This is a genomic window from Pseudomonas sp. PS1(2021) (assembly GCF_020405165.1).
Classification (GTDB): Bacteria; Pseudomonadota; Gammaproteobacteria; order Pseudomonadales; family Pseudomonadaceae; genus Pseudomonas; species Pseudomonas aeruginosa.
In genome coordinates, this window is the sequence record NZ_CP084484.1 from 5954780 (window position 1) to 5976084 (window position 21305).

General features: G+C 64.4%; 20 protein-coding genes. 3 read left to right on the forward strand and 17 right to left on the reverse strand.

Annotated elements, in window-relative coordinates; translation table 11 throughout:
* Nucleotide 1: 1 nt before the first annotated feature.
* Nucleotides 2-1339, forward strand: a complete 1338-nt coding sequence (locus LE197_RS28335) for a dihydroorotase (protein WP_003099660.1) — start codon at nucleotides 2-4, stop codon at nucleotides 1337-1339.
* A gap of 44 nt (nucleotides 1340-1383) precedes the next feature.
* Here the strand turns inward: LE197_RS28335 and LE197_RS28340 are convergent, their stop codons facing one another.
* The 5 genes from LE197_RS28340 to cfaB form a co-directional block, all read right to left on the reverse strand.
* A complete protein-coding gene (locus LE197_RS28340; RefSeq protein ID WP_016264006.1) occupies nucleotides 1384-2628 on the reverse strand; it encodes a serine hydrolase domain-containing protein in 1245 nt (414 codons plus the stop codon).
* An 86-nt stretch (nucleotides 2629-2714) separates the two neighbouring features.
* Entirely contained in the window at nucleotides 2715-3113 is a 399-nt protein-coding gene (locus LE197_RS28345; RefSeq protein ID WP_003099655.1) for a DUF1850 domain-containing protein, read from the reverse strand.
* Nucleotides 3110-5134 (reverse strand): TRAP transporter permease, encoded by a 2025-nt coding sequence (locus LE197_RS28350; RefSeq protein ID WP_003099653.1) that lies wholly within the window; start codon nucleotides 5132-5134, stop codon nucleotides 3110-3112. The genes LE197_RS28345 and LE197_RS28350 overlap by 4 nt, the downstream gene beginning before the upstream one ends.
* 74 nt (nucleotides 5135-5208) lie before the next feature.
* The gene (locus LE197_RS28355; RefSeq protein WP_003097103.1) at nucleotides 5209-6168 is read right to left on the reverse strand and encodes a TAXI family TRAP transporter solute-binding subunit; all 960 of its coding nucleotides are present in this window, start codon (nucleotides 6166-6168) and stop codon (nucleotides 5209-5211) included.
* A 163-nt stretch (nucleotides 6169-6331) separates the two neighbouring features.
* Entirely contained in the window at nucleotides 6332-7516 is a 1185-nt protein-coding gene (gene cfaB / locus LE197_RS28360) for a C17 cyclopropane fatty acid synthase CfaB (RefSeq protein WP_016264005.1), read from the reverse strand.
* Between the two features lie 237 nt (nucleotides 7517-7753).
* Here cfaB and LE197_RS28365 point away from each other — a divergent pair, with 237 nt between their 5' ends.
* Together LE197_RS28365 and LE197_RS28370 are read left to right on the forward strand one after the other, a co-directional pair.
* The gene (locus tag LE197_RS28365) at nucleotides 7754-8377 is read left to right on the forward strand and encodes an HAD-IB family phosphatase (protein WP_003099642.1); all 624 of its coding nucleotides are present in this window, start codon (nucleotides 7754-7756) and stop codon (nucleotides 8375-8377) included.
* 357 nt (nucleotides 8378-8734) lie between these two features.
* Nucleotides 8735-9940, forward strand: coding sequence for an MFS transporter (locus tag LE197_RS28370; protein ID WP_033988583.1), 1206 nt, complete (start codon nucleotides 8735-8737; stop codon nucleotides 9938-9940).
* 62 nt (nucleotides 9941-10002) lie between these two features.
* Here the strand turns inward: LE197_RS28370 and glmS are convergent, their stop codons facing one another.
* The 12 genes from glmS to atpB all read right to left on the reverse strand — a co-directional run bounded on the left by glmS (nucleotide 10003) and on the right by atpB (nucleotide 21303).
* A complete protein-coding gene (glmS, locus tag LE197_RS28375; protein ID WP_003097120.1) occupies nucleotides 10003-11838 on the reverse strand; it encodes a glutamine--fructose-6-phosphate transaminase (isomerizing) in 1836 nt (611 codons plus the stop codon).
* A gap of 15 nt (nucleotides 11839-11853) precedes the next feature.
* Nucleotides 11854-12627, reverse strand: a complete 774-nt coding sequence (locus tag LE197_RS28380; protein WP_003114653.1) for a DeoR/GlpR family DNA-binding transcription regulator — start codon at nucleotides 12625-12627, stop codon at nucleotides 11854-11856.
* A 67-nt stretch (nucleotides 12628-12694) separates the two neighbouring features.
* On the reverse strand, nucleotides 12695-13204 hold the full coding sequence (locus LE197_RS28385; RefSeq protein WP_003097125.1) for a M23 family metallopeptidase: 510 nt from the start codon (nucleotides 13202-13204) through the stop codon (nucleotides 12695-12697).
* 13 nt (nucleotides 13205-13217) lie between these two features.
* The gene (gene glmU / locus LE197_RS28390; RefSeq protein WP_003109147.1) at nucleotides 13218-14582 is read right to left on the reverse strand and encodes a bifunctional UDP-N-acetylglucosamine diphosphorylase/glucosamine-1-phosphate N-acetyltransferase GlmU; all 1365 of its coding nucleotides are present in this window, start codon (nucleotides 14580-14582) and stop codon (nucleotides 13218-13220) included.
* 120 nt (nucleotides 14583-14702) lie between these two features.
* Nucleotides 14703-15128, reverse strand: a complete 426-nt coding sequence (locus LE197_RS28395; RefSeq protein ID WP_003097128.1) for a F0F1 ATP synthase subunit epsilon — start codon at nucleotides 15126-15128, stop codon at nucleotides 14703-14705.
* Between the two features lie 41 nt (nucleotides 15129-15169).
* Nucleotides 15170-16546 carry a F0F1 ATP synthase subunit beta gene (gene atpD / locus LE197_RS28400; RefSeq protein ID WP_003097130.1) on the reverse strand — a complete coding sequence of 459 codons (1377 nt, stop codon included), beginning with the start codon at nucleotides 16544-16546 and terminating at the stop codon, nucleotides 15170-15172.
* Between the two features lie 30 nt (nucleotides 16547-16576).
* Nucleotides 16577-17437, reverse strand: a complete 861-nt coding sequence (gene atpG, locus LE197_RS28405) for a F0F1 ATP synthase subunit gamma (protein WP_003097132.1) — start codon at nucleotides 17435-17437, stop codon at nucleotides 16577-16579.
* A gap of 50 nt (nucleotides 17438-17487) precedes the next feature.
* Entirely contained in the window at nucleotides 17488-19032 is a 1545-nt protein-coding gene (gene atpA, locus LE197_RS28410; protein WP_003097134.1) for a F0F1 ATP synthase subunit alpha, read from the reverse strand.
* 18 nt (nucleotides 19033-19050) lie between these two features.
* A complete protein-coding gene (locus tag LE197_RS28415; protein ID WP_003097135.1) occupies nucleotides 19051-19587 on the reverse strand; it encodes a F0F1 ATP synthase subunit delta in 537 nt (178 codons plus the stop codon).
* Between the two features lie 11 nt (nucleotides 19588-19598).
* Nucleotides 19599-20069, reverse strand: coding sequence for a F0F1 ATP synthase subunit B (locus LE197_RS28420; protein WP_003100235.1), 471 nt, complete (start codon nucleotides 20067-20069; stop codon nucleotides 19599-19601).
* 57 nt (nucleotides 20070-20126) lie between these two features.
* Nucleotides 20127-20384, reverse strand: a complete 258-nt coding sequence (gene atpE / locus LE197_RS28425) for a F0F1 ATP synthase subunit C (RefSeq protein ID WP_003097235.1) — start codon at nucleotides 20382-20384, stop codon at nucleotides 20127-20129.
* Between the two features lie 49 nt (nucleotides 20385-20433).
* Nucleotides 20434-21303 (reverse strand): F0F1 ATP synthase subunit A, encoded by an 870-nt coding sequence (atpB, locus tag LE197_RS28430; RefSeq protein WP_003100237.1) that lies wholly within the window; start codon nucleotides 21301-21303, stop codon nucleotides 20434-20436.
* Between the last annotated feature and the right edge of the window lie 2 nt (nucleotides 21304-21305).

Here is a 21305-nt window from a genome sequence, read left to right on the forward strand (position 1 = left end):
CATGCAAAGCCTGCTGATCCGCAATGCCCGGATGGTCAACGAGGGGCAGGTACGCGAAGGCGATCTGCTGGTCCGCCACGGTCGCATCGAACGCATCGCCGGCTGCCTGGAAAACTGCGGCGCCAGCCGGGAGATCGATGCCGCCGGACGCTACCTGCTGCCGGGAATGATCGACGACCAGGTGCACTTCCGCGAGCCGGGTTATCCACAGAAGGGCTCGATCGCCAGCGAATCCCGCGCCGCCGTGGCGGGCGGCATCACCAGTTTCATGGACATGCCCAATACCCGCCCGGCGACGCTGAGCCTCGAAGCGCTGGCGGAAAAGAAGCGCCTCGCCGCCGCCCATAGCGTGGCCAACTTCGGTTTCCACTTCGGCGTCAGCCGCGACAACCTCGACACCGTGGCCGCCCTCGATCCACGCGAGGTCGCCGCGGTGAAGGTGTTCATGGGCGCCTCCACCGGCGACATGCTGGTGGACGACCTGCCGACCCTGGAGCGCCTGTTCGCCAGCGTTCCGACCCTGCTGCTGAGCCATTGCGAAGACACGCCGCGGATCGAAGCCAACCTGGCGCGCTGGCGACAACGCTTCGGTGAACGTATTCCGGCAGCCGCCCACCCGCGCATTCGCGACGCCGAGGCTTGCTACCGTTCCACCGCCCTGGCGGTGGAACTGGCGCAACGACATGGCACGCTGCTGCATGTCCTGCACTTATCCACAGCGCGTGAACTGGCCCTGTTCGAGGACAAGCCGCTGTGCCAGAAACGCATCACCGCGGAAGTCTGCGTCCACCATCTGCTGTTCGACGACAGCGACTACGCCCGCCTCGGCCATCTGCTCAAGTGCAACCCGGCGATCAAGAGCCGCGAGGACCGCGACGCCCTGCGCAGGGCGCTGGCCGGCAACCGCCTGGACGTGATCGGCACCGACCACGCGCCGCACGCCTGGGCCGAGAAGCAGCAGGCTTATCCACAGGCGCCGGCCGGCCTGCCACTGGTCCAGCATGCGTTGCCGGCACTCCTGGAGCTGGTCCGCGAAGGCTGGCTGTCGCTGGCCACCCTGGTGGCGAAGACCAGCCACCGGGTCGCCGAACTGTTCGCCATCGCCGATCGCGGTTTCCTCCGCGAAGGTTACTGGGCCGACCTGGTGCTGGTCAGCGAACTGGAGCACCCGGCGCTGGCCAGCGCCATGCCGCTGCTGTCGCGCTGCAACTGGACGCCGTTCCGCCACCGGGCATTCCACCATCGGATCGATACCACCATCGTCTCCGGGCAACTCGCCTGGCACGCGGGACGCCTGTCCGACGATTGCCAGGGACTGCCCCTGCGGTTTTCCCGCTGAAGTCTTGTCCACAGCCTGCTGTGGATATCCGTTAGCCCACGGCCCTAGCGCAGGGCTTTCACCGCCGCGCCAAGGAAGGCATAGGTCTCCTCCTCGCGATCGTCCATCTCCGGCTTCGGCCAGGCGCTCCAGACCACCGCCACGATCTTCTCCTTGCGGTTGATGTAGAGGTACTGGCCGAAGATGCCCTGGGCTTCGAAGGCCCCGCCGTCATGCTCGGGCAGGGCCTTGGCGCCCACCGGGAAGGTCCACCACTGGTAGCCGTAGCCGAGCGCGTATTCGCCATCGTAGAGCTTGCCCGGGGCCAGGTGGGAAGAAGCCTCGACGCGACTGGCACGATCGACCCAACCTTCGGGGAGGATACGTTCGCCATCGATCACCCCGTCCTCGAGGACGAACTGGCCGAAGCGGCCATAGTCGCGCAGGGTCGCGCTCAAGCCGCTGCTGCCAATCTCTTGCCCGGCCGGCGATTCCAGTTGCCAGAAGCCGTCGCTCTCCATGCCCATCCGCGCCCAGATCCGCTCGGACAGGTAGTCGCTCACCGGAATGCGGGTCGCCGCGTGCAGCAGCTCGCTCTGCAGGTGCGACTCGCCGGTGCTGTAGGTGAAGTGGGTACCGGCCGGGTACTGCCGCGGCAGGCTCGCCAGCAGCCGCAGGATGCCACCGGGACGTTCGGCGAGCTGGGCGTCGAACATCTGCCGGCGGTCGGACTTCGGATCGCGATAGGTCTCGTTCCAGCGGACCCCGGAACTCATCTGCAGGACCTGCTCCACCGTCACCCCCTGGTAGGCGGAGCCGGCCAGGCTCGGCAGGTACTTGTCCACAGGCTGGTCGAGAGCCAGCAGGCCCTGCTGCACGGCGGCGCCCACCAGGGTCGAGGAGATCGACTTGACCACCGAGAACGAGGTCCAGCGCGTGCGTTCGTCGTTGCCCAGGCCGTAGCGCTCCAGGGCGACCTTGCCATCCTTGAGGACCAGCACCCCGCCAACGCGGTTGCGCCGCATGAAATCGTCGACGCCGTATTCCTCGCCGCCGATCCGGTAGCGCGGCGCGATGGCCACACCCGCCGGCAGCGGACGGACCTTGGTCCCCTTGTGGATAACCCGGGTCGGATAGACCTTGTCCATGTTCCGGTAGGTGTCCGGCTGGTATTCCGGGATCAGTTCATAGAGATCGGCGGCACGGCCGATCCGCGGGTTTTCCACAGCCGCGTCGGCGCCGGCCGAGCCGCTTGCCGAGACGAACAGCGCCAGCAGGGCCGGCCGGAAGACTGATATACAGCTACGCATGGACGTTTTCCTTATGACCGGAAGCAGCTCCGGCTTCGTCGTTTTTATGGATGTGGACTGGCGTCTCACGGTTATCCACAGGACGTTCAGTCGCTCGGGTCCCGTATCGGACACGCCCAGAGTTCGACCGCCGGGCGCTCAGGGTCCGGCGGACCGATCCAGCGCGCCAGCGCATCGCAGCGCCCCTGACGGCAGATCCGGTAGTCGCCGGCCTCCGGTGTGCGCCCCAGCCGCAACGGTTGCAGCGGCGGCACCCCACGGTGGTAATGCCAGGCGCCGTCACGCAGCACGGCGCCCTCGGGAATCTCCATCCCCGCCCCGCTGCCCCGCACCCGGGCCTCTTCCAGCAGCAGGCCGCGCTCACTCAGGCGATAGTCTTCTTCCCAGAGCACCTTCTCGACCGTGTGTTGCCAGGCCAGGGTGAACGACTGCAGCGGCAGCGTCGCCCAGACGCTGCCGGCCATGCCCAGACACAGCGCGATCACGCCACCGCCTCGCGCGCACGCTGGCGCCAGAGGTGCCAGCCGATCACCAGCGCGCCGAGGACGAAGCCCAGCTCGTCGCTGATCGGCAAGGCCAGGACCAGGCTGGCCCCCGCGGCGAACGCCACCAGGCGCTCCCACCAGGCCAGCGGCCCCTGCAGGTAGCCGATGGAAGCCATGCCCCACAGGCCGATGGCCAGCACCGCCTTGCAGGTGACATAGAGCGTCGCCCCCCAACCGCCTTCCTGCAGCATCAGCGCCGGGGAATACACCGCCATGAACGGCACCACGAAACCCGCCAGGGCGATGCGCACCGCCCAGAAGCTGATCTTCAATCCCCTTTCCTTGGCGATCGGCGCGGCCGCGAAACAGGCCAGCGCCACCGGAGGGGTGAGGTCGGCGAGGATGCCGAAGTAGAAGACGAACATGTGCGAGACGATCAGCGGCACCCCCAGTTCCAGCAACGCCGGCGCGGCGATAGAGCTGGTGATGATGTAGTTGGGGATGGTCGGGATGCCCATTCCCAGGACCAGGCAGGTGACCATGGTCAGGACCAGCGACAGCAGCAGGTTCTCCCGTCCCAGGTCGAGCACGTAGCTGGCGAAGGTGGTGGCGATGCCGGTCAGCGAAATCACCCCGATGATGACTCCCACCAGGGTGCAGGCGATGCCCACCGGGATCGCATGTCGCGCACCTTCGGCGAGGGCGCGGACGCAGATGCGCAGGGTTTCCCGGCCGCCACGGACGAACCAGCAGGCCAGGGCCAGGGCCGCGATCACGACGAAGATCACCCCGATGCCGAGGCGGAAGAACCCCGCGCAGAGCAGCCCCAGCGCCACCCAGAAGGCGATGCGCAGGCCGAGCGAGGACACCCGCAGGATGATCGCCGAACCGAGGATGACGATGGCGGTCAGCGCCAGGCCGATGGTTCCGGAGAACAGCGGCGTGCGCCCGGAGAACAGCAGCGCGATCAGCACCAGCAACGGAATCAGCAGGAACCAGCGCTCGCGGACGGCACCCCAGGCGCTGGGACACTGATCGCGCGGCAGGCCCTTTAGATCGGCCCGGCGGGCCTCGAGGTGGACCATCCAGTACACCGAGCCGAAATACAGCAGGGCCGGGATCAGCGCCGCCTTGGCGATCTCCACGTAGGGGACGTTGATGGTCTCGGCCATGATGAACGCCACCGCCCCCATCACCGGCGGCATCAGTTGGCTGCCCATGCTCGCGGTCGCCTCGACGCCGCCGGCGAACGCCGGCTTGTAGCCGAAACGCTTCATCAGCGGGATGGTGAACTGTCCGGTAGTGACCACGTTGGCCACGCCGGAGCCGGTGATGGTGCCCATCAGCGCCGAGGAGAATACCGAGACCTTGGCCGGCCCGCCGACCCGGTGACCGAACAGGCCCATGGCGAAATCGGTGAACAGGCGGATCATGCCGGCCTGCTCGAGGAAGGCGCCGAACAGGATGAACAGATAGATGTAGGTGGCCGATACGTAGGTCGGCGTGCCGTAGAGACCTTCGGTACCGAACGACAGCTGGTTGACGATCTGGTCGAAGCCGTAGCCGCGGTGGGCCAGGTCGCCCGGCAGGTGTTCGCCGAACAGGCCATAGGCAAGAAACAGCGCGCAGATGATCGGCAAGGCGATGCCCATCACCCGTCGCGCCGCCTCGAAGACCAGGACGATCAGCACCACGCCGACGACCATGTCGGCCTGGGTCAGCTCTCCGGAGCGCTGGATCAGGTCGCCCTCGAAAACCCACTGGTAGACCGCCGTGCCCAGGCCGGCCATGCCCAGCAACCAGGCCAGCGGCTGCCAGGGGCGACCTATGCCGAAGGCGGGATAGCTGATGTACACCACCAGCAACAGCAGTCCGACGTGCATTGCCCGCAGGACCTGGGTGGAAATCAGGGGAAAGGCCGCGGTGACGACCTGGAACACGGAAAAGGCCAGGGCCACGGCGAACAACGCGCGCGGCCAGTTTTCCGCCTCAAGATGCAGCCCGTTCTGATGATCGCTCATGCATCGACTCCCTACAGCCGGAAACGCGGGGAACCCGGTCCGCCGCACGGACCGGGGCTACGGAGAAACGGGCCTCACTCGGGCAGTACGCCCTTCTCCTTGTAGAAGCGCTCGGCGCCGGGATGCAGCGGAATCGGCAGGTTCTTCGCCGCCTTGTCCAGGGCGATGTCCTTGGCGGCAGCATGGGCGGTGACCAGGCGCGGCAGGTTGTCGAACATCAGCTTGGTCATCTGGTAGGCCAGCTCGTCGCTGACCCCGGAGTGGCTGACCAGGATATTGTCGATCGCCACCGTCGGCACGTCCTGCTCCTGGCCGTCGTAGGTGCCGGCGGGAATGCTCGCGGCGTGGTAGGCCGGGCTGTCGATCTTCGCCACCACGTCCGCCGGGATCGCGACGAAGGTGATCGGCATGGTCGAGGCCAGGTCGCGGATGGCCGCCATGCCCAGGCCGGAGGATTGCAGCGTAGCGTCGAGCTGGCGGTTCTTGATCAGCTCCACCGACTCGGCGTAGGGCAGGTACTCCACCTTGCCCATGTCCTCGTAGCTCAGGCCGGCGGCCTTGAAGATCGCCCGGGCGTTCAGCTCGGTACCGCTCTTGGGCGCGCCCACCGAAATGCGCTTGCCTTTCAGGTCGGCCAGGGTCTTGATGCCCGAGGCTTGGCTGGCCACTACCTGGATATAGTTCGGATAGGTATTGCCGATAGCCCGCAGCTTCTTCAACGGCGCCTTGAAGCCGGCGTCGGCGACCCCGTTCCAGGCGTCGGCGACCGAGTCGCCCAGCGCCAGCGCCAGTTCTCCACGCCCGGCCTGCAACAGGTTGAGGTTCTCGACCGAAGCCTTGGTGGCCTGCACCGAGGTTTTCGCGCCCTGGATATCGTGTCCGTAGATCTGCGAGAGGCCGACCCCTATGGGGTAATAGACCCCGCTGGTGCCGCCGGTGAGGATATTGATGAAGGTCGGCGCGGCAAAGACCGCGGTACTGAAGGTCACCGTTGCGGCAAGCGTGAAAAGGCCGAAGCGTCTGCTCAGCGACATGGGAAGTCTCCTGTTCTTATCGTTGTTGTCGCGCTGTCGCGGAAGCGTCCCGGCTTCCTTCGACCGCGCAGGACTTCGTGCAGACTAGACCGCCCCGCCACGCAGGACAATCAGCAAGGACCGATTGCGCGACCGGCTCCGCAAGGGAGCCGGTCGCCGGCGTTCAGGCGTACAGGTCGCGCCGCGACCAGGGCAGCTCGTGGGAGCCATCCTCGTGGGGGCGAATGGCGAGGATCTGGTGCAGGTTGATCCAGCCGCGCTTGAAGCCGTAGGCGCATCCGGCCAGGTACAGCCGCCAGATCCGCAGGGTTTCCTCGGGCACCAGGCGAGCCGCCTCCTTCAGCCTGGCTTCCAGGTTGGCGCTCCAGAAGTCCAGGGTCCGGGCGTAGTGCAGACGCAGGCTTTCCACGTCGACTACTTCCAGCCCGGCTTCGCTCATCCGCGCCACCGCCAGCGACAGGTGCGGCAGCTCGCCGTGGGGAAACACGTAGCGATCGATGAAGTCGCCGGCCCCCTTGCCAACCGGGCGGCCGTCGGTGTAGCGCGAGGTGATGCCGTGGTTCATCACCAGGCCGCCGGGACGCACCGCCTCGTACAGTTGCTGGAAGTACAGCCCCAGGTTGGCGTGCCCGACGTGCTCGAACATGCCGACGCTGACCACCTTGTCGAAGCGGCCATCGCGCGGCAGGTCGCGGTAATCCAGCAGCTTGAGGGTGATCCGGTCCTCCAGGCCTTCGGCCTTGACCCGCTTCCGCCCGAGCGCCAGCTGCTCCTTGCTCAATGTGATGCCGGTGACCTCGACGCCGAACTCGCGAGCGGCCAGGCGCGCCAGCCCTCCCCAACCGCAACCGACATCGAGCAGCTTCTCGCCCGGCTGCAAACGCAGCTTGCGGCACAGGTGACGGAGCTTGGCCAGTTGCGCGGTGGCGAGGTCTTCCTTGCCGGTCTCGAAATAAGCGCAGGAATAGACCATTTCCGGATCCAGCCAGAGCTGGTAGAAGTCGTTGGACAGGTCGTAGTGGTAATGGATGGCTTCGGCGTCGGTGTCCTTGTCGTGGCTTTCGCGAACCGGCGGCGCGCCGCCATCGGGTTCGCCGAGCGCTTCGCTGAGGGCATCGCCGATACCGATGACCTGGCTGATCGGTCCTTCGATGTCGAGGCGCTTCTCGACGTAGGCCTTGCCCAGCGCATCGAGGCTGGGATGGGTGATCTCGGTTAGCAGCGAGGGGTCGCGAATGACCATGGTTACCTGTGGATCCGGCCCCAGATCGAACGCCTGAGCATCGCCGATGCGGATCCGCAACGGCAGTTGCAGGGACAGCAACTCAGAGGGGAGCTGTGCAATCATGCCAAACCTCCTGGTCACAAGACGGGAACACTATAGTCCAGTACCTGATAGAGTTTTGCTATCGACTACTTAGCCTCCTATCTATCGATGCAAAACCCCTGAGCACTCCGATTCAGGTTAGCAGCCAGTCTGCCCATGAATAGTTGACAGTTCTGATATACAAACTTTCCCTTGCTGCAATAACGGAATGACGCATACACCCTGTCAAAGGAAGCGGAAGCGACATAAGGAATGCCGATGAACGAGACCGTATCCCTCGAAACACGCGAAGTACGCTTTCTCTCCGTGTTCGACTTCGACGGTACCCTGACATACCGAGACAGCTTCGTGCCCTTCCTGCGTTTCGCCTTCGGCAACCGGGTGTTCGTCCGCCGCATGCTGCGCATGGCAGGACCCAGCCTGGCCTATCTCTGCCGGCGTATCGACCGCGACGACCTGAAGGCGCGCCTGATCGCCACCTTCCTCACCGATGTGCCCGTACATGTGCTGGAAGAGCGGGCGCTGGCCTACCAGAACCGCTTCTGGGAAACACTGATGCGTCCCCACGCATTGACCGCGGTGGCCGACCAGGTCAGCAGCGGCAGCACCGTGACCATCTGTTCCGCCTCCCCTTCGCTGCTACTCAGGCCGTTCGCCGAGAAGCTCGGCGTGCACCTGATCGCCACCGAGCTGGAAGTGGTAGACGGCGTACTGACCGGCAGGATCGTCGGCCGCAACTGCCGGCGCGACGAGAAAGTCTGCCGCCTGGAGCGGCACTACGGTCCGCTGACCCAATACTCCCTGCGCGCCTGGGGCGACTCGCGCGGCGATACGGAACTGCTGGCGGCGGCGCTGGAGCGCTTCTGGAAACCGTTCCGCTGACCGGTTGCCGGACATGGTCTGATCCGAGTATCAATCCAAAGTGGGAGCGAACGTCGCCATATCCGGCAGGAGTGCAAAATTCGGCTAACGTTCCGGTAGGATAGTTTCTCCAGCACTCCCGAGCCCCGAGCGGATTCCGGGGAGAGCCGCTTGAGGCGATACGCCGAAGCCTTCTTCGAAATCGTGCACTGGCCCCCAGAATCTCCCTCCGTTCTCTTCTTTTCTCCCCGCCGTTCCTGCATCAACCAAACAGCCATGCCCTCCATAGCCCGAGCGGTTCATCCCTGACCCTGGCGCCGGCTCCACGAGCCGGCGCCCCCTTGGCGTTCGTCCGCTCATTCAGCCAAAGAGAACATCATGAACCAGAAAATTTCCCCGCCTTCACAGAAGCTCGACGGCCTGTTCCTGCTGGCCCTGTCGATGGCCGTATTCTTCGTCGGCGTGACCGAGTTCATGCTGTCCTCCATGCTCGGGCCGCTGGCGCAGGCGTTCCACACCACTACCAGCGGCGCCGCTTGGCTGATCTCCAGCTACGCGTTCTCCTATGCGATCGCCGCGCCGTTGCTGGGCTACTTCTCCGACCGCATGCAACGCAGGAAGCTGCTGCTGCTCGCCCTGGTCCTCTTCGCGGTCGATACTCTGGCCATCGTCATCGCCCCGACCCTGGAAATTGCCGTCGTCCTGCGGGTGATCGGGGGCATCGCCTCGGCAATCATCATCCCGACCACCTTCGCCCTGGTCGCGGAGGTGGTCGCCCCGCAAAGACAGGCCGGTGCCATGGGCCAGGTGATGCTCGGCATGACCCTCGGCATTGCCGCCGGCCCGGCACTGGCCGGCCTCCTCTCGGACTTCTTCGGCTGGGCGACGCCCTTCCTGATGGTCTCGTGCGGTTGCGTGCTGGTCTTCCTGATGGCGCGCCAGCGCCTTCCCGTGCAAGCCGTGGCACCGCGCGCCGAGGGCCACGCGCTGGGCTGGTGCAGGCAATGGAGCATCCTCAGGCCACTGATCGCCAAGGGGGCCTGGAACGGCACCGGGGTCGCCGGCCTGCTTCTCTCGGGAGAGGTGCTGCGCCAGCGCTACGGCTTCAGCACCGCGCAGATAGGCGTCAGCATCGCCGCCTTCGGCGTGGGCCTGGCCGTGGGCAACCTCGCCGCGGGTTACCTGCGGCGCTACCTGAAGCGCGACGAAGACATGCTCCTGCTGGTGCTGGCGCTCCTGGTGCTATCGATGTCGACCTTCATGCTCCTGCCGCTACCGTTGCCCGTGGCGCTCTTCTGCCTGGGCGCCTGGGGCACCGCGCTGGGCCTGGGCGCGCCGGCGGGCACGGTGGTACTCGCCTCGCGCTCCGGGCCGGACAAGGGCATGGTGCTGTCGTTCGCCGAGACGTTCAACAACATCGCCATTCTCGCCAGCGTGCCCCTGGCTGTGCGACTGCTGGAGCTGAAGGGGCCGCCCGCCACCCTGTGGGTATTGGGCATCGGCCTGGGGATCGGCGCCTGGTTCACCGTGCTGGACTGGTTCGCCAGCCGCAGGAGCGACGAGGCGCTGCCGTTGCGCGATTGACGGCGAGCGCCGCGAGCGCCGGGGCCGCATGCCTGCCCCGGCTTTCGGGTACGCGGCCGGCGTTACTCGACGGTGACCGACTTGGCCAGGTTGCGCGGCTGGTCGACGTCGGTGCCCTTGAGCACGGCGACATGGTACGAGAGCAATTGCAACGGGATGGTGTAGAGGATCGGCGAGAGCACGTCGCCGATGTGCGGCATGCCCACCACATGGGTGCCCTCGCCGGCCTCGATGCCCGCGCCTTCGTCGGCGAACACCACCAGTTCGCCGCCGCGGGCGCGGACTTCCTGCAGGTTCGACTTGAGCTTCTCCACCAGCTCGTTGTTCGGCGCCACGGTAACCACCGGCATGTCGCTGTCCACCAGCGCCAGCGGGCCATGCTTGAGTTCGCCGGCCGGGTAGGCTTCGGCATGGATATAGGAAATTTCCTTGAGCTTCAGCGCGCCTTCCAGGGCCACCGGGAACTGCGCGCCACGGCCGAGGAACAGGGTGTGGTGCTTCTCGGCGAACAGCTCGGAAACCTTCTCCACCGTCCGGTTCATCGCCAGCGCCTCGCCCAGCCGGGTCGGCAGGCGACGCAGTTCGTCCACCAGCTCGGCTTCGACGCCATCGGCCAGGCGCTTCTGCACCTGGCCGATGCCCAGGGTCAGCAGCAGCAGGGCGACCAACTGGGTGGTGAAGGCCTTGGTCGAGGCCACGCCGATTTCCGGGCCGGCCTGGGTCAGCAGGGTCAGGTCGGATTCGCGCACCAGCGAACTGGTGGCAACGTTGCAGATCGCCACGCTGGAGAGGAAGCCCAGCTCCTTGGCGTTGCGCAGGGCAGCCAGGGTGTCGGCGGTCTCACCGGACTGGGAGATGGTGACGAACAGGCAATCCGGCTGCACCGCGACCTTGCGGTAGCGGAACTCGCTGGCGACCTCCACCTGGCAGGGAATCCCGGTCAGGCTTTCCAGCCAGTAACGGGCGACCATGCCGGCGTGGTAGCTGGTTCCGCAGGCGACGATCTGCACGTTGCGGACCTTGGCGAACAGCTCCGCCGCCTGCGGACCGAAGCTTTCAACCATTACCTGGTTCTGCCCGAGGCGGCCTTCCAGGGTGCGCTGCACGACGCTGGGCTGCTCGTGGATTTCCTTGAGCATGAAGTGCCGGTACTCGCCCTTGTCGGCGGCTTCGGCGCCTTCGTGGTACTGCACGGTCTCGCGCTGCACGTCGTTGCCCTGGACATCCCACAGGCGCACGCTGTCGCGACGGATCTCGGCGATATCGCCTTCTTCCAGGTAGATGAAGCGGTCGGTCACCTGGCGCAGCGCCAGTTGGTCGGAAGCGAGGAAGTTCTCGCCAAGCCCGAGGCCGATCACCAGCGGGCTGCCGCTGCGAGCGGCGACGATGCGGTCCGGCTGCGCCGCGCTGATCACTGCCAGGCCATAGGCCCCGTGCAATTCCTTGACCGCGTCCTTCAGCGCCAGGGTCAGGTCGCCGATGGACTGCAGCTTGTGGTGCAGCAGGTGGACGATGACCTCGGTGTCGGTCTGCGAGGTGAACACGTAGCCCAGCCCCTTGAGCCGCTCACGGAGAGGTTCGTGGTTCTCGATGATGCCGTTGTGCACCACCGCCAGTTCGTCGCTGGAGAAATGCGGGTGGGCGTTGCCTTCGGTTGGCGCGCCGTGGGTCGCCCAGCGGGTATGGGCGATGCCCAGGCGGCCGAGCAGCGGCGTACCGGCCAGGCCTTCCTCCAGGCTGGCGACCTTGCCGACCCGGCGGCAGCGCTGCAGCCTGCCTTCGTTATCGAAGACCGCCACGCCGGCGCTGTCGTAGCCGCGATACTCGAGGCGCTTGAGGCCTTCGATGAGGATGGGGGTGATGTTGCGCTCGGCGATCGCGCCTACGATTCCACACATGGGGTCTTTCTCCTTTCAGGCCTCGACCGGGGTGCAGATCAGCGTGACGCCCCGGGCGGTTATCTGTTCGCGCGCGGAAGATTCCAGGCGCTCGTCGGTAATCAGGGTATGGATGCTGCTCCAGGGCAATTCCTGGTTGGGAATGCGCCGACCGACCTTGTCGGCCTCGGCCATGACGATCACCTCGCGGGCGACCTCGGCCATCACCCGGCTCAGGCCCAGCAATTCGTTGAACGTGGTCGTCCCGCGTTCGAGATCGATGCCGTCGGCACCGATGAATAGTTGGTCGAAGTCATAGGAACGCAGCACCTGCTCGGCAACCTGCCCCTGGAACGACTCGGAATGCGGATCCCAGGTCCCCCCGGTCATCAGCAGCACCGGCTCGTGCTCCAGTTCGCGCAGGGCGTTGACCACGTTCAGCGAGTTGGTCATCACCACCAGGCCCGGCTTGTGCCCGAGTTCGGGGATCATCGCCGCGGTGGTGCTGCCACTGTCGATGATGATCCGCGCATGCTCGCGGATGCGCGCCGCGGCGGCGCGACCGATAGCCTGCTTGTAGGGCGAGACGGGCTGCGCAGCTTCACCGATCAGTTCCTGCGGCATCGGCACCGCACCGCCGTAGCGACGCAACAGCAGGCCGTGGCTTTCCATGGCGGCGAGGTCCTTGCGGATGGTCACTTCCGAGGTGGAAAAGCGCTTGGCGAGTGCGTCCACGCTGACCTCGCCCTGCTCGGAAAGCAGCGCGAGGATGGCATGGCGACGTTGCGGCGTATTACGTTTCGAGATCACTTAAGTTTCGTTTCGAAAGAAAAGTGTGCGAATCAAAACTTATCCGGCGATTCCCGTCAATGACTTTTCATCGGCTCGGCAGCACCGTATTGGGATCGAGGTAGAACATTTTCTTCCAACCCTGGGTGCTGGCGTCGGCCAGCCAGGGATAGGGCAGCAAGGTGATGATCGCGTAGTGCAGGTGGGCCGGCTTGCCGCGCGCGTTGCCGGTGGTTCCGACCGCACCCAGGCGGGAACCGGCGAGGACCGGCTGGCCCGGATAGGCGTCGAGGCTATCGAGATGGGCGTAGTAATGCAGGCGCCACTTGGGCGCCAGCACCAGGACGACCTTGCCGCCGAGGGCGATCTCCCCGCGATAGAGCACCAGGCCGTAGCTGGCGGAGCGTACGGGGGTGCCGCTGCGGGCGAAGATGTCGATGCCCTTGTGCACTCCGGAGCGCCCCCAGGGCTCGAACCAGAAGGTTCGCGGATTCCAGTCGCGGGCACTGGCGCCTTCGACGGGTATCCGCGGCCATTCGGGTAGCACCGCCCCGGCTATGAGCAGCCCCAGCACGATCCATTTCGCAGGCTTCGGCATCCGTGCCGCTCCGTTACTTCTTGATTTTTTCCGGGCGCTTCCAGTTTTCCAGGTTCTTCTGCCGGGCGCGGCCGAAAGCCAGGTTCTTCGCCGGAACCTCATGGGTGATGGTGGAGCCGGCCGCGGTCGTCGCGCCATCGCCAATCTTCAGCGGCGCCACCAGCGAGTTGTTCGAGCCGATGAACACATCGTCGCCCAGCTCGGTGCGGAATTTGTTCGCGCCATCGTAGTTGCAGGTGATGGTGCCGGCGCCGATATTGCAGTTGGCGCCCAGCTCGGCATCGCCCAGGTAGCTCAGGTGGCCGGCCTTGCTGCCCTCGCCCAGGCGGGCATTCTTCAGTTCGACGAAGTTGCCGACATGGGCCCGAGCGCCGAGCACGCTGCCCGGACGCAGGCGGGCGAACGGACCGGCATCGCTACCCTCGCCCAGCTCCGCGCCTTCCAGGTGGCTGTTGGCCTTGATCACCGCGCCACGCCGCAGGACGCTGTCGCGAATCACGCAGTTCGGTCCGATGTGCACGTCGTCCTCGATCACCACGCGGCCTTCCAGCACCACGTTGACGTCGATCAGCACGTCGCGGCCGACCGAGATTTCGCCACGGACATCCAGGCGCTGCGGATCGAGCAGGGTCACGCCCTGGCGCATCAGCTCCTCCGCGCGCAGGCGCTGGTAGTGACGCTCCAGCTGGGCCTGTTGCATGCGGTCATTAACACCCTGCACTTCCATCGCGTCCAGCGGTTGGGCGCTGGCTACCACCAGGCCGTCGCCGACCGCCATGGCGATCACGTCGGTCAGGTAGTACTCGCCCTGGGCGTTGTCGTTGGACAGGCGGCCGAGCCAGTCGGCAAGGCGCTTGCCCGGCACCGCGAGGATGCCGGTGTTGATCTCGCCGATCTGGCGCTGCGCCGGGGTCGCGTCCTTGTGCTCGACGATGGCCTGCACCGCGCCCTGATCGTCACGGACGATGCGGCCGTAGCCGGTGGGGTCGAGCATGTCGACGGTGAGCAACGACAACTGGTCCGGGGTGACTTGCGCCAGCAGGCGCTGCAAGGTGTCCAGCTGGATCAGCGGCACGTCGCCGTAGAGGATCAGCACCTGGTCTGCACTGAGGAACGGCAGGGCCTGGGCCACCGCATGGCCCGTACCGAGCTGTTCGGCCTGGAGCACGAAATTCAGGTCGTCGGCGGCCATCCGCTCACGCACCAGATCCGCGCCGTGGCCGATCACCACGTGGATCCGTTCCGGCTGCAACTGGCGCGCGCAGTCGATGACGTGGCCGAGCATCGGCTTGCCGGCAATGGGATGGAGGACCTTGGGCAGGGCCGAACGCATGCGGGTGCCCTGGCCGGCGGCGAGAATCACGATTTCAAGGGACATGGACTGGACTACCGTTCCTGGTGGTCACAGGCAAAACCTGTGAGTGAAGATGCAAAACGAAAAAAGGGTAGCCCACAGGCTACCCTTTTCCCTGACACCGCTAGAAGTACCGGCTGGAAATCAGCCGCCGAACTTCTTGCGCAGTTGCTGGACGGTGCGCAGCTGGGCTGCGGCTTCGGCCAGACGCGCGGCAGCGGCGCTGTAGTCGAACTCGGCGCCCTTGCCCTGCAGCGCCTTTTCGGCAGCCTTCAGGGCTTCCTGGGCGGCCGCTTCGTCGAGGTCGCCGGCACGAACCACGGTGTCGGCGAGGACCTTGACCATGTTCGGCTGGACTTCGAGGAAACCGCCGGAGATGTAGTACACCTCCTGCTCGCCGCCCTGCTTGACCAGGCGGATGGGGCCCGGTTTCAGGTCGGTGATCAGCGGCGCGTGGCCCGGGGCGATACCCAGGTCACCCAGAGCGCCGTGCGCGATAACCATCTCGACCAGGCCGGAGAAGATCTCCGCCTCGGCGCTGACGATGTCGCAATGGACTGTTATGGCCATACGCTTGCCTCACATGAGCGCCCGTCGCCGGGCGCACAGGATTACAGTTTTTTGGCTTTCTCGACCGCTTCTTCGATACCGCCGACCATGTAGAACGCCTGCTCCGGCAGGTGATCGTAGTCGCCGTTGAGAATGCCCTTGAAGCCAGCGATGGTGTCCTTCAGGGAAACGTACTTGCCCGGCGAGCCGGTGAAGACTTCCGCTACGAAGAACGGCTGGGACAGGAAGCGCTGGATCTTACGAGCGCGCGCCACCAGCAGCTTGTCGGCTTCGGACAGTTCGTCCATGCCCAGGATCGCGATGATGTCCTTCAGCTCCTTGTAGCGCTGCAGAACATACTGGACGCCGCGAGCGGTATCGTAGTGATCCTGGCCGATCACCAGCGGATCGAGCTGGCGAGAGGTGGAGTCCAACGGGTCGACCGCAGGGTAGATACCCAGCGAGGCGATGTCACGGGACAGTACGACGGTCGCGTCCAGGTGGGCGAAGGTGGTCGCCGGGGACGGGTCGGTGAGGTCGTCCGCGGGAACGTATACGGCCTGGATCGAGGTGATCGAGCCTTTCTTGGTGGAGGTGATGCGCTCCTGCAGAACGCCCATCTCTTCGGCCAGGGTCGGCTGATAGCCCACCGCGGACGGCATACGGCCCAGCAGTGCGGATACTTCGGTACCGGCGAGGGTGTAACGGTAGATGTTGTCGATGAACAACAGAACGTCACGGCCTTCGTCACGGAACTTCTCGGCCATGGTCAGGCCGGTCAGTGCGACGCGCAGACGGTTGCCCGGCGGCTCGTTCATCTGGCCGTATACCAGGGCTACCTTGTCCAGTACGTTGGAGTCCTTCATCTCGTGGTAGAAGTCGTTACCCTCACGAGTACGCTCGCCCACACCCGCGAACACGGAATAACCGCTGTGCTCGATGGCGATGTTACGGATCAGTTCCATCATGTTGACGGTCTTGCCCACGCCGGCGCCGCCGAACAGGCCTACCTTGCCGCCCTTGGCGAACGGGCAGACCAGGTCGATCACCTTGATGCCGGTTTCCAGCAGCTCGTTGCCGCCAGCCTGGTCGGCATAGGACGGAGCTTCGCGGTGGATGCCCCAGCGCTCTTCTTCGCCGATGGGACCGGCTTCGTCGATCGGGTTGCCCAGTACGTCCATGATCCGGCCCAGGGTCGCTTTACCGACCGGCACGGAGATGGCAGCACCAGTGCTGTCCACGTTCAGGCCACGCTTGAGGCCTTCGGTGGAACCCATCGCAATGGAACGAACCACGCCGTCGCCCAGCTGCTGCTGGACTTCCAGGGTGGTTTCAACGCCCTGAACCTTCAGGGCTTCATAGATGCTCGGCACGGCATCGCGCGGGAATTCCACGTCGATCACGGCGCCGATGATTTGAACGATACGTCCGCTACTCATGTCTGGTTCCTCTGAATTTTGAACCTGTTCTTACACCGCGGCAGCGCCGCCGACGATTTCCGAGATTTCCTGGGTGATCGCCGCCTGACGCGCCTTGTTGTAGATCAGCTGCAAATCGCTGATCAGCTCGCCGGCGTTGTCGGTAGCGTTCTTCATTGCAATCATCCGGGCCGCCTGCTCACAGGCGTTGTTCTCAACCACGGCCTGGTACACCTGGGATTCCACGTAACGCACCAGCAGCCCGTCGAGGAGCGACTTGGCGTCGGGTTCGTAGAGATAGTCCCAGTGGTGCTTCAGCTCCTGATCGTCATCGGCCACCAGCGGAATCAGCTGTTCCACGGTCGGCTTCTGGGTCATGGTGTTGACGAACTTGTTGGAGACCACGAACAGGCGATCGATACGGCCTTCGAGGTATGCGTCGAGCATCACCTTGACACTGCCGATCAGGTCGTTGATCGAAGGCTCTTCGCCGAGGTGGCTGATAGCTGCCACGACGTTGCCGCCGAAACTGCGGAAGAACGAAGCGCCCTTGCTACCGATCACGCAAAGGTCGATTTCCGCCCCTTGCTCGCGGTAGCCGCTCATGTCCTTGACGAGGGACTTGAACAGGTTGATGTTCAGACCGCCGCACAGACCACGGTCACTGCTCACCACGATGTAGCCGACGCGCTTGACTTCACGCTCGACCATGAACGGGTGACGGTATTCCGGGTTGGCGTTGGCCAGATGGCCGATCACCTGGCGAATACGCTCCGCGTAGGGACGGCCGGCCGCCATGCGCATTTGTGCCTTGCGCATCTTGCTCACCGCCACTTTTTCCATGGCATTGGTGATCTTTTGCGTGCTTTTGATGCTCGCAATCTTGCTGCGAATCTCTTTTGCGCCTGCCATTTGACACCTATCGGGTTAGCAGGCGGGAGCCTCGCGGCTCCCGCTGCGGCTTACCAGGTTTGGGTGGCCTTGAACTTCTCGATGCCGGCCTTGATGCCCGCGTCGATTTCGTCGTTGAAGTCACCTTTCTCGTTGATCTTCGCCAGCAGAGCGGCATGCTCGCGCTGGAAGTAGGAGATCAACGCCTGCTCGAAGCTACCGACCTTGGCGATTTCGACGTCCTGCAGGAAGCCACGCTCGGCGGCATACAGGGACAGCGACATCTCGGCGATCGACATCGGCGCGTACTGCTTCTGCTTCATCAGCTCGGTAACGCGCTGACCATGCTCCAGCTGCTTGCGGGTCGCTTCGTCCAGGTCCGAGGCGAACTGGGCGAAGGCCGCCAGTTCACGGTACTGGGCCAGAGCGGTACGGATGCCGCCGGACAGCTTCTTGATGATCTTGGTCTGGGCCGCGCCACCTACGCGGGATACCGAGATACCGGCGTTGACGGCCGGACGGATACCCGAGTTGAACATGGCGGATTCCAGGAAGATCTGGCCGTCGGTGATCGAGATCACGTTGGTCGGAACGAACGCGGAAACGTCGCCGGCCTGGGTCTCGATGATCGGCAGCGCGGTCAGCGAGCCAGTCTTGCCGGTCACGGCGCCGTTGGTGAACTTCTCGACATACTCTTCGGAAACGCGGGAAGCGCGCTCCAGCAGACGGCTGTGGAGATAGAACACGTCGCCCGGGTAGGCTTCGCGGCCCGGCGGACGGCGCAGCAGCAGGGATATCTGGCGATAAGCCACGGCCTGCTTGGACAGGTCGTCGTAGACGATCAGGGCGTCTTCACCGCGATCGCGGAAGTATTCGCCCATGGTGCAACCGGAGTACGGCGCCAGGTATTGCAGGGCGGCGGACTCGGAAGCGCTGGCGGCGACCACGATGGTGTTGGCCAGGGCACCGTTCTCTTCCAGCTTGCGTACGACGTTGGCGATAGTGGACTGCTTCTGGCCGATGGCCACGTAGACGCACTTAATGCCGCTGTCTTTCTGGTTGATGATGGCGTCGACCGCGAGGGCGGTCTTGCCGATCTGGCGGTCGCCGATGATCAGCTCGCGCTGGCCACGGCCTACCGGGATCATGGCGTCGACCGACTTGTAGCCGGTCTGTACCGGCTGGTCTACCGACTTACGCCAGATCACGCCCGGAGCGACCTTCTCGACCGCGTCGGTGGCCTTGGCGTCGATCGGACCCTTGCCGTCGATCGGATTGCCCAGTGCGTCGACTACGCGACCCAGCAGTTCCGGACCGACCGGAACCTCCAGGATGCGCCCGGTGCACTTGGCGTTCATGCCTTCGGCGAGGCCCTGGTATTCACCCAGGACCACGGCACCCACGGAATCCTGCTCCAGGTTCAGCGCCATACCGTAGACGCCGCCCGGGAACTCGATCATCTCGCCGTACATGACGTCGGCCAGACCGTAGATGCGCACGATACCGTCGGACACGCTGACGATGGTGCCTTCGTTTCGTGCTTGGGAGGCGACGTCGAGTTTCTCGATGCGCCCCTTGATGATTTCACTAATTTCGGAAGGATTGAGTTGCTGCATGCCGCTGCCCCTTCAAACTCAAGATTTCAACGCTTCGGCCAGTTTCGCGAGCTTGCCGCGCACCGAGCCATCGATTACCAAGTCACCGGCGCGAATGATCACGCCGCCGATCAGGCTCGCGTCTTCCGACGCATGTAGCCGCACTTCGCGACTGAGCCGGGCGCTGAGAGCCTTGGCGAGTTTGTCCTGCTGTTCTTTGCTCAAGGTGAAGGCACTGGTGACTTCTACCTCGACCGACTTTTCCTGCTCGGCCTTCAACTGCTCGTACATCTCAGCGATGGTCGGCAGCAGTTCGAGCCGCTTGTTCTCAGCCACAGTCCGGACGAAGTTCTGGGCTGGTGCATTCAGCTTGTCGCCGCACACATCGATCAGGCTCTGGGCCTTGGCCGAAGAGGTCAGCTGAGGCTCTTTGAGCAGCTGGCGCACGGTGTCGTCCTGCGACACTGCGGCCAGCACACCCAGCGCAGCCGACCAATCGGCCAGTTGCTGATGAGCCTGGGCGTACTCGAAAGCCGCCTTTGCGTAGGGACGAGCCAACGTGGTCAGTTCTGCCATAGCGCCCTCGCTTAGATCTCGGCTGCCAGTTTGGAAACCAGCTGCTCGTGCGCGTTTGCGTCGATCGAAGCACCCAGGATCTTCTCTGCGCCGGTGACGGCCAGGGCACCCACTTGGGCACGCAGGGCGTCCTTGACGCTGTTCAGTTCCTGTTCGATTTCCGCTTGGGCCTGGGCCTTCAGGCGTTCGCCTTCGGTACGGGCCTGGTCGCGGGCTTCATCGACGATCTGGTTAGCGCGTTTCTTCGCCTGTTCGACGATTTCGGCTGCCTGAGCCTTGGCTTCGCGCAGTTGCTGGCCCGCTTTCTCATGAGCCAGCTCCAGATCACGAGCCGCGCGGTTGGCAGCGTCCAGGCCGTCAGCGATCTTCTTCTGACGCTCTTGCAGAGCCGCGATGACCGGAGGCCACACGAACTTCATGCAGAACAGCACAAAGATGAAGAACGCAACGGACTGGCCAATCAGGGTTGCATTAATGTTCACGCCAACACCTCGCTCGTTCGTTGTCCGTCAAACACTCAAATCGAATGATTCGAGTGATTAGCCGGCGATTTGACCAACGAAGGGATTCGCGAAGGTGAAGAACAGGGCGATACCCACACCGATCATGGTCACGGCGTCCAGCAGGCCGGCGACGATGAACATTTTCACCTGCAGCATCGGAACCATTTCAGGCTGACGAGCTGCGCCTTCCAGGAACTTGCCACCCAGCAGACCGAAACCGATGGCGGTACCCAGGGCACCCAGGCCAATCAGCAGAGCAACGGCGATAGCAGTCAGTCCAACTACAGTTTCCATTTTTCCTCCCGACTTTTTGTCGTGTTGGTTAAAGGTTGAAGCGAATCGATTAATGGTTGTCTTCGTGCGCCATCGACAGGTAGACGATGGTCAGCATCATGAAGATGAAGGCCTGCAGGGTGATGATCAGGATGTGGAACACAGCCCACGCCCAGTTCAGGGCTACGCCCAGGGCACTCAGCAGGAACATTCCGCTACCGAACATGACGGCGATCAGAATGAAGATCAGTTCGCCGGCATACATGTTGCCGAACAGACGCAGCGCCAGCGAAACCGGCTTGGCGATCAGGGTCACGAACTCGAGCAGGAAGTTCACCGGAATCAGCAGGATCTGAACGACGATGTTCTTGCTGCTGAAGGGGTGCAGGGTCAGTTCACCGAGGAAGCCGCCGATACCCTTGACCTTGATGCTGTAAAAGACGATCAGGGCGAACACCGAGATCGACAGGCCGAGGGTGGCGTTCGGGTCGGTGGTGGCCACCGCGCGGAAGAACAGGTGCTCGTCGCCGGTGATCTTCGCGGCCAGCATCGGCAGGTAGTCCACCGGTACCAGGTCGATCAGGTTGAGCAGGAAGATCCAGACGAACACGGTCAGGGCCAGGGGCGCGATCAACGGGTTACGCCCGTGGAAGGTGTCCTTGACGCTGGTGTCGACGAACTCGACCATCACCTCGACGAAGTTCTGCAGTCCACCCGGCTGGCCGCTGGTGGCCTTCTTGGCCGCCAGGCGGAAGATGAACAGGAACACCACGCCGAGCAGTACCGACCAGCCCAGGGTGTCTACGTGGAATGCCCAGAAGCCCATTTCCTTGGCTTGCTCGGCGGTGTGGGCGAACCCCCAATCACCATTAGGCAGACGCCCGAAGGTCAGGTTCTGCAAGTGGTGCTGGATGTAACCCGAAGCGGTTTCTGCTGCCATGT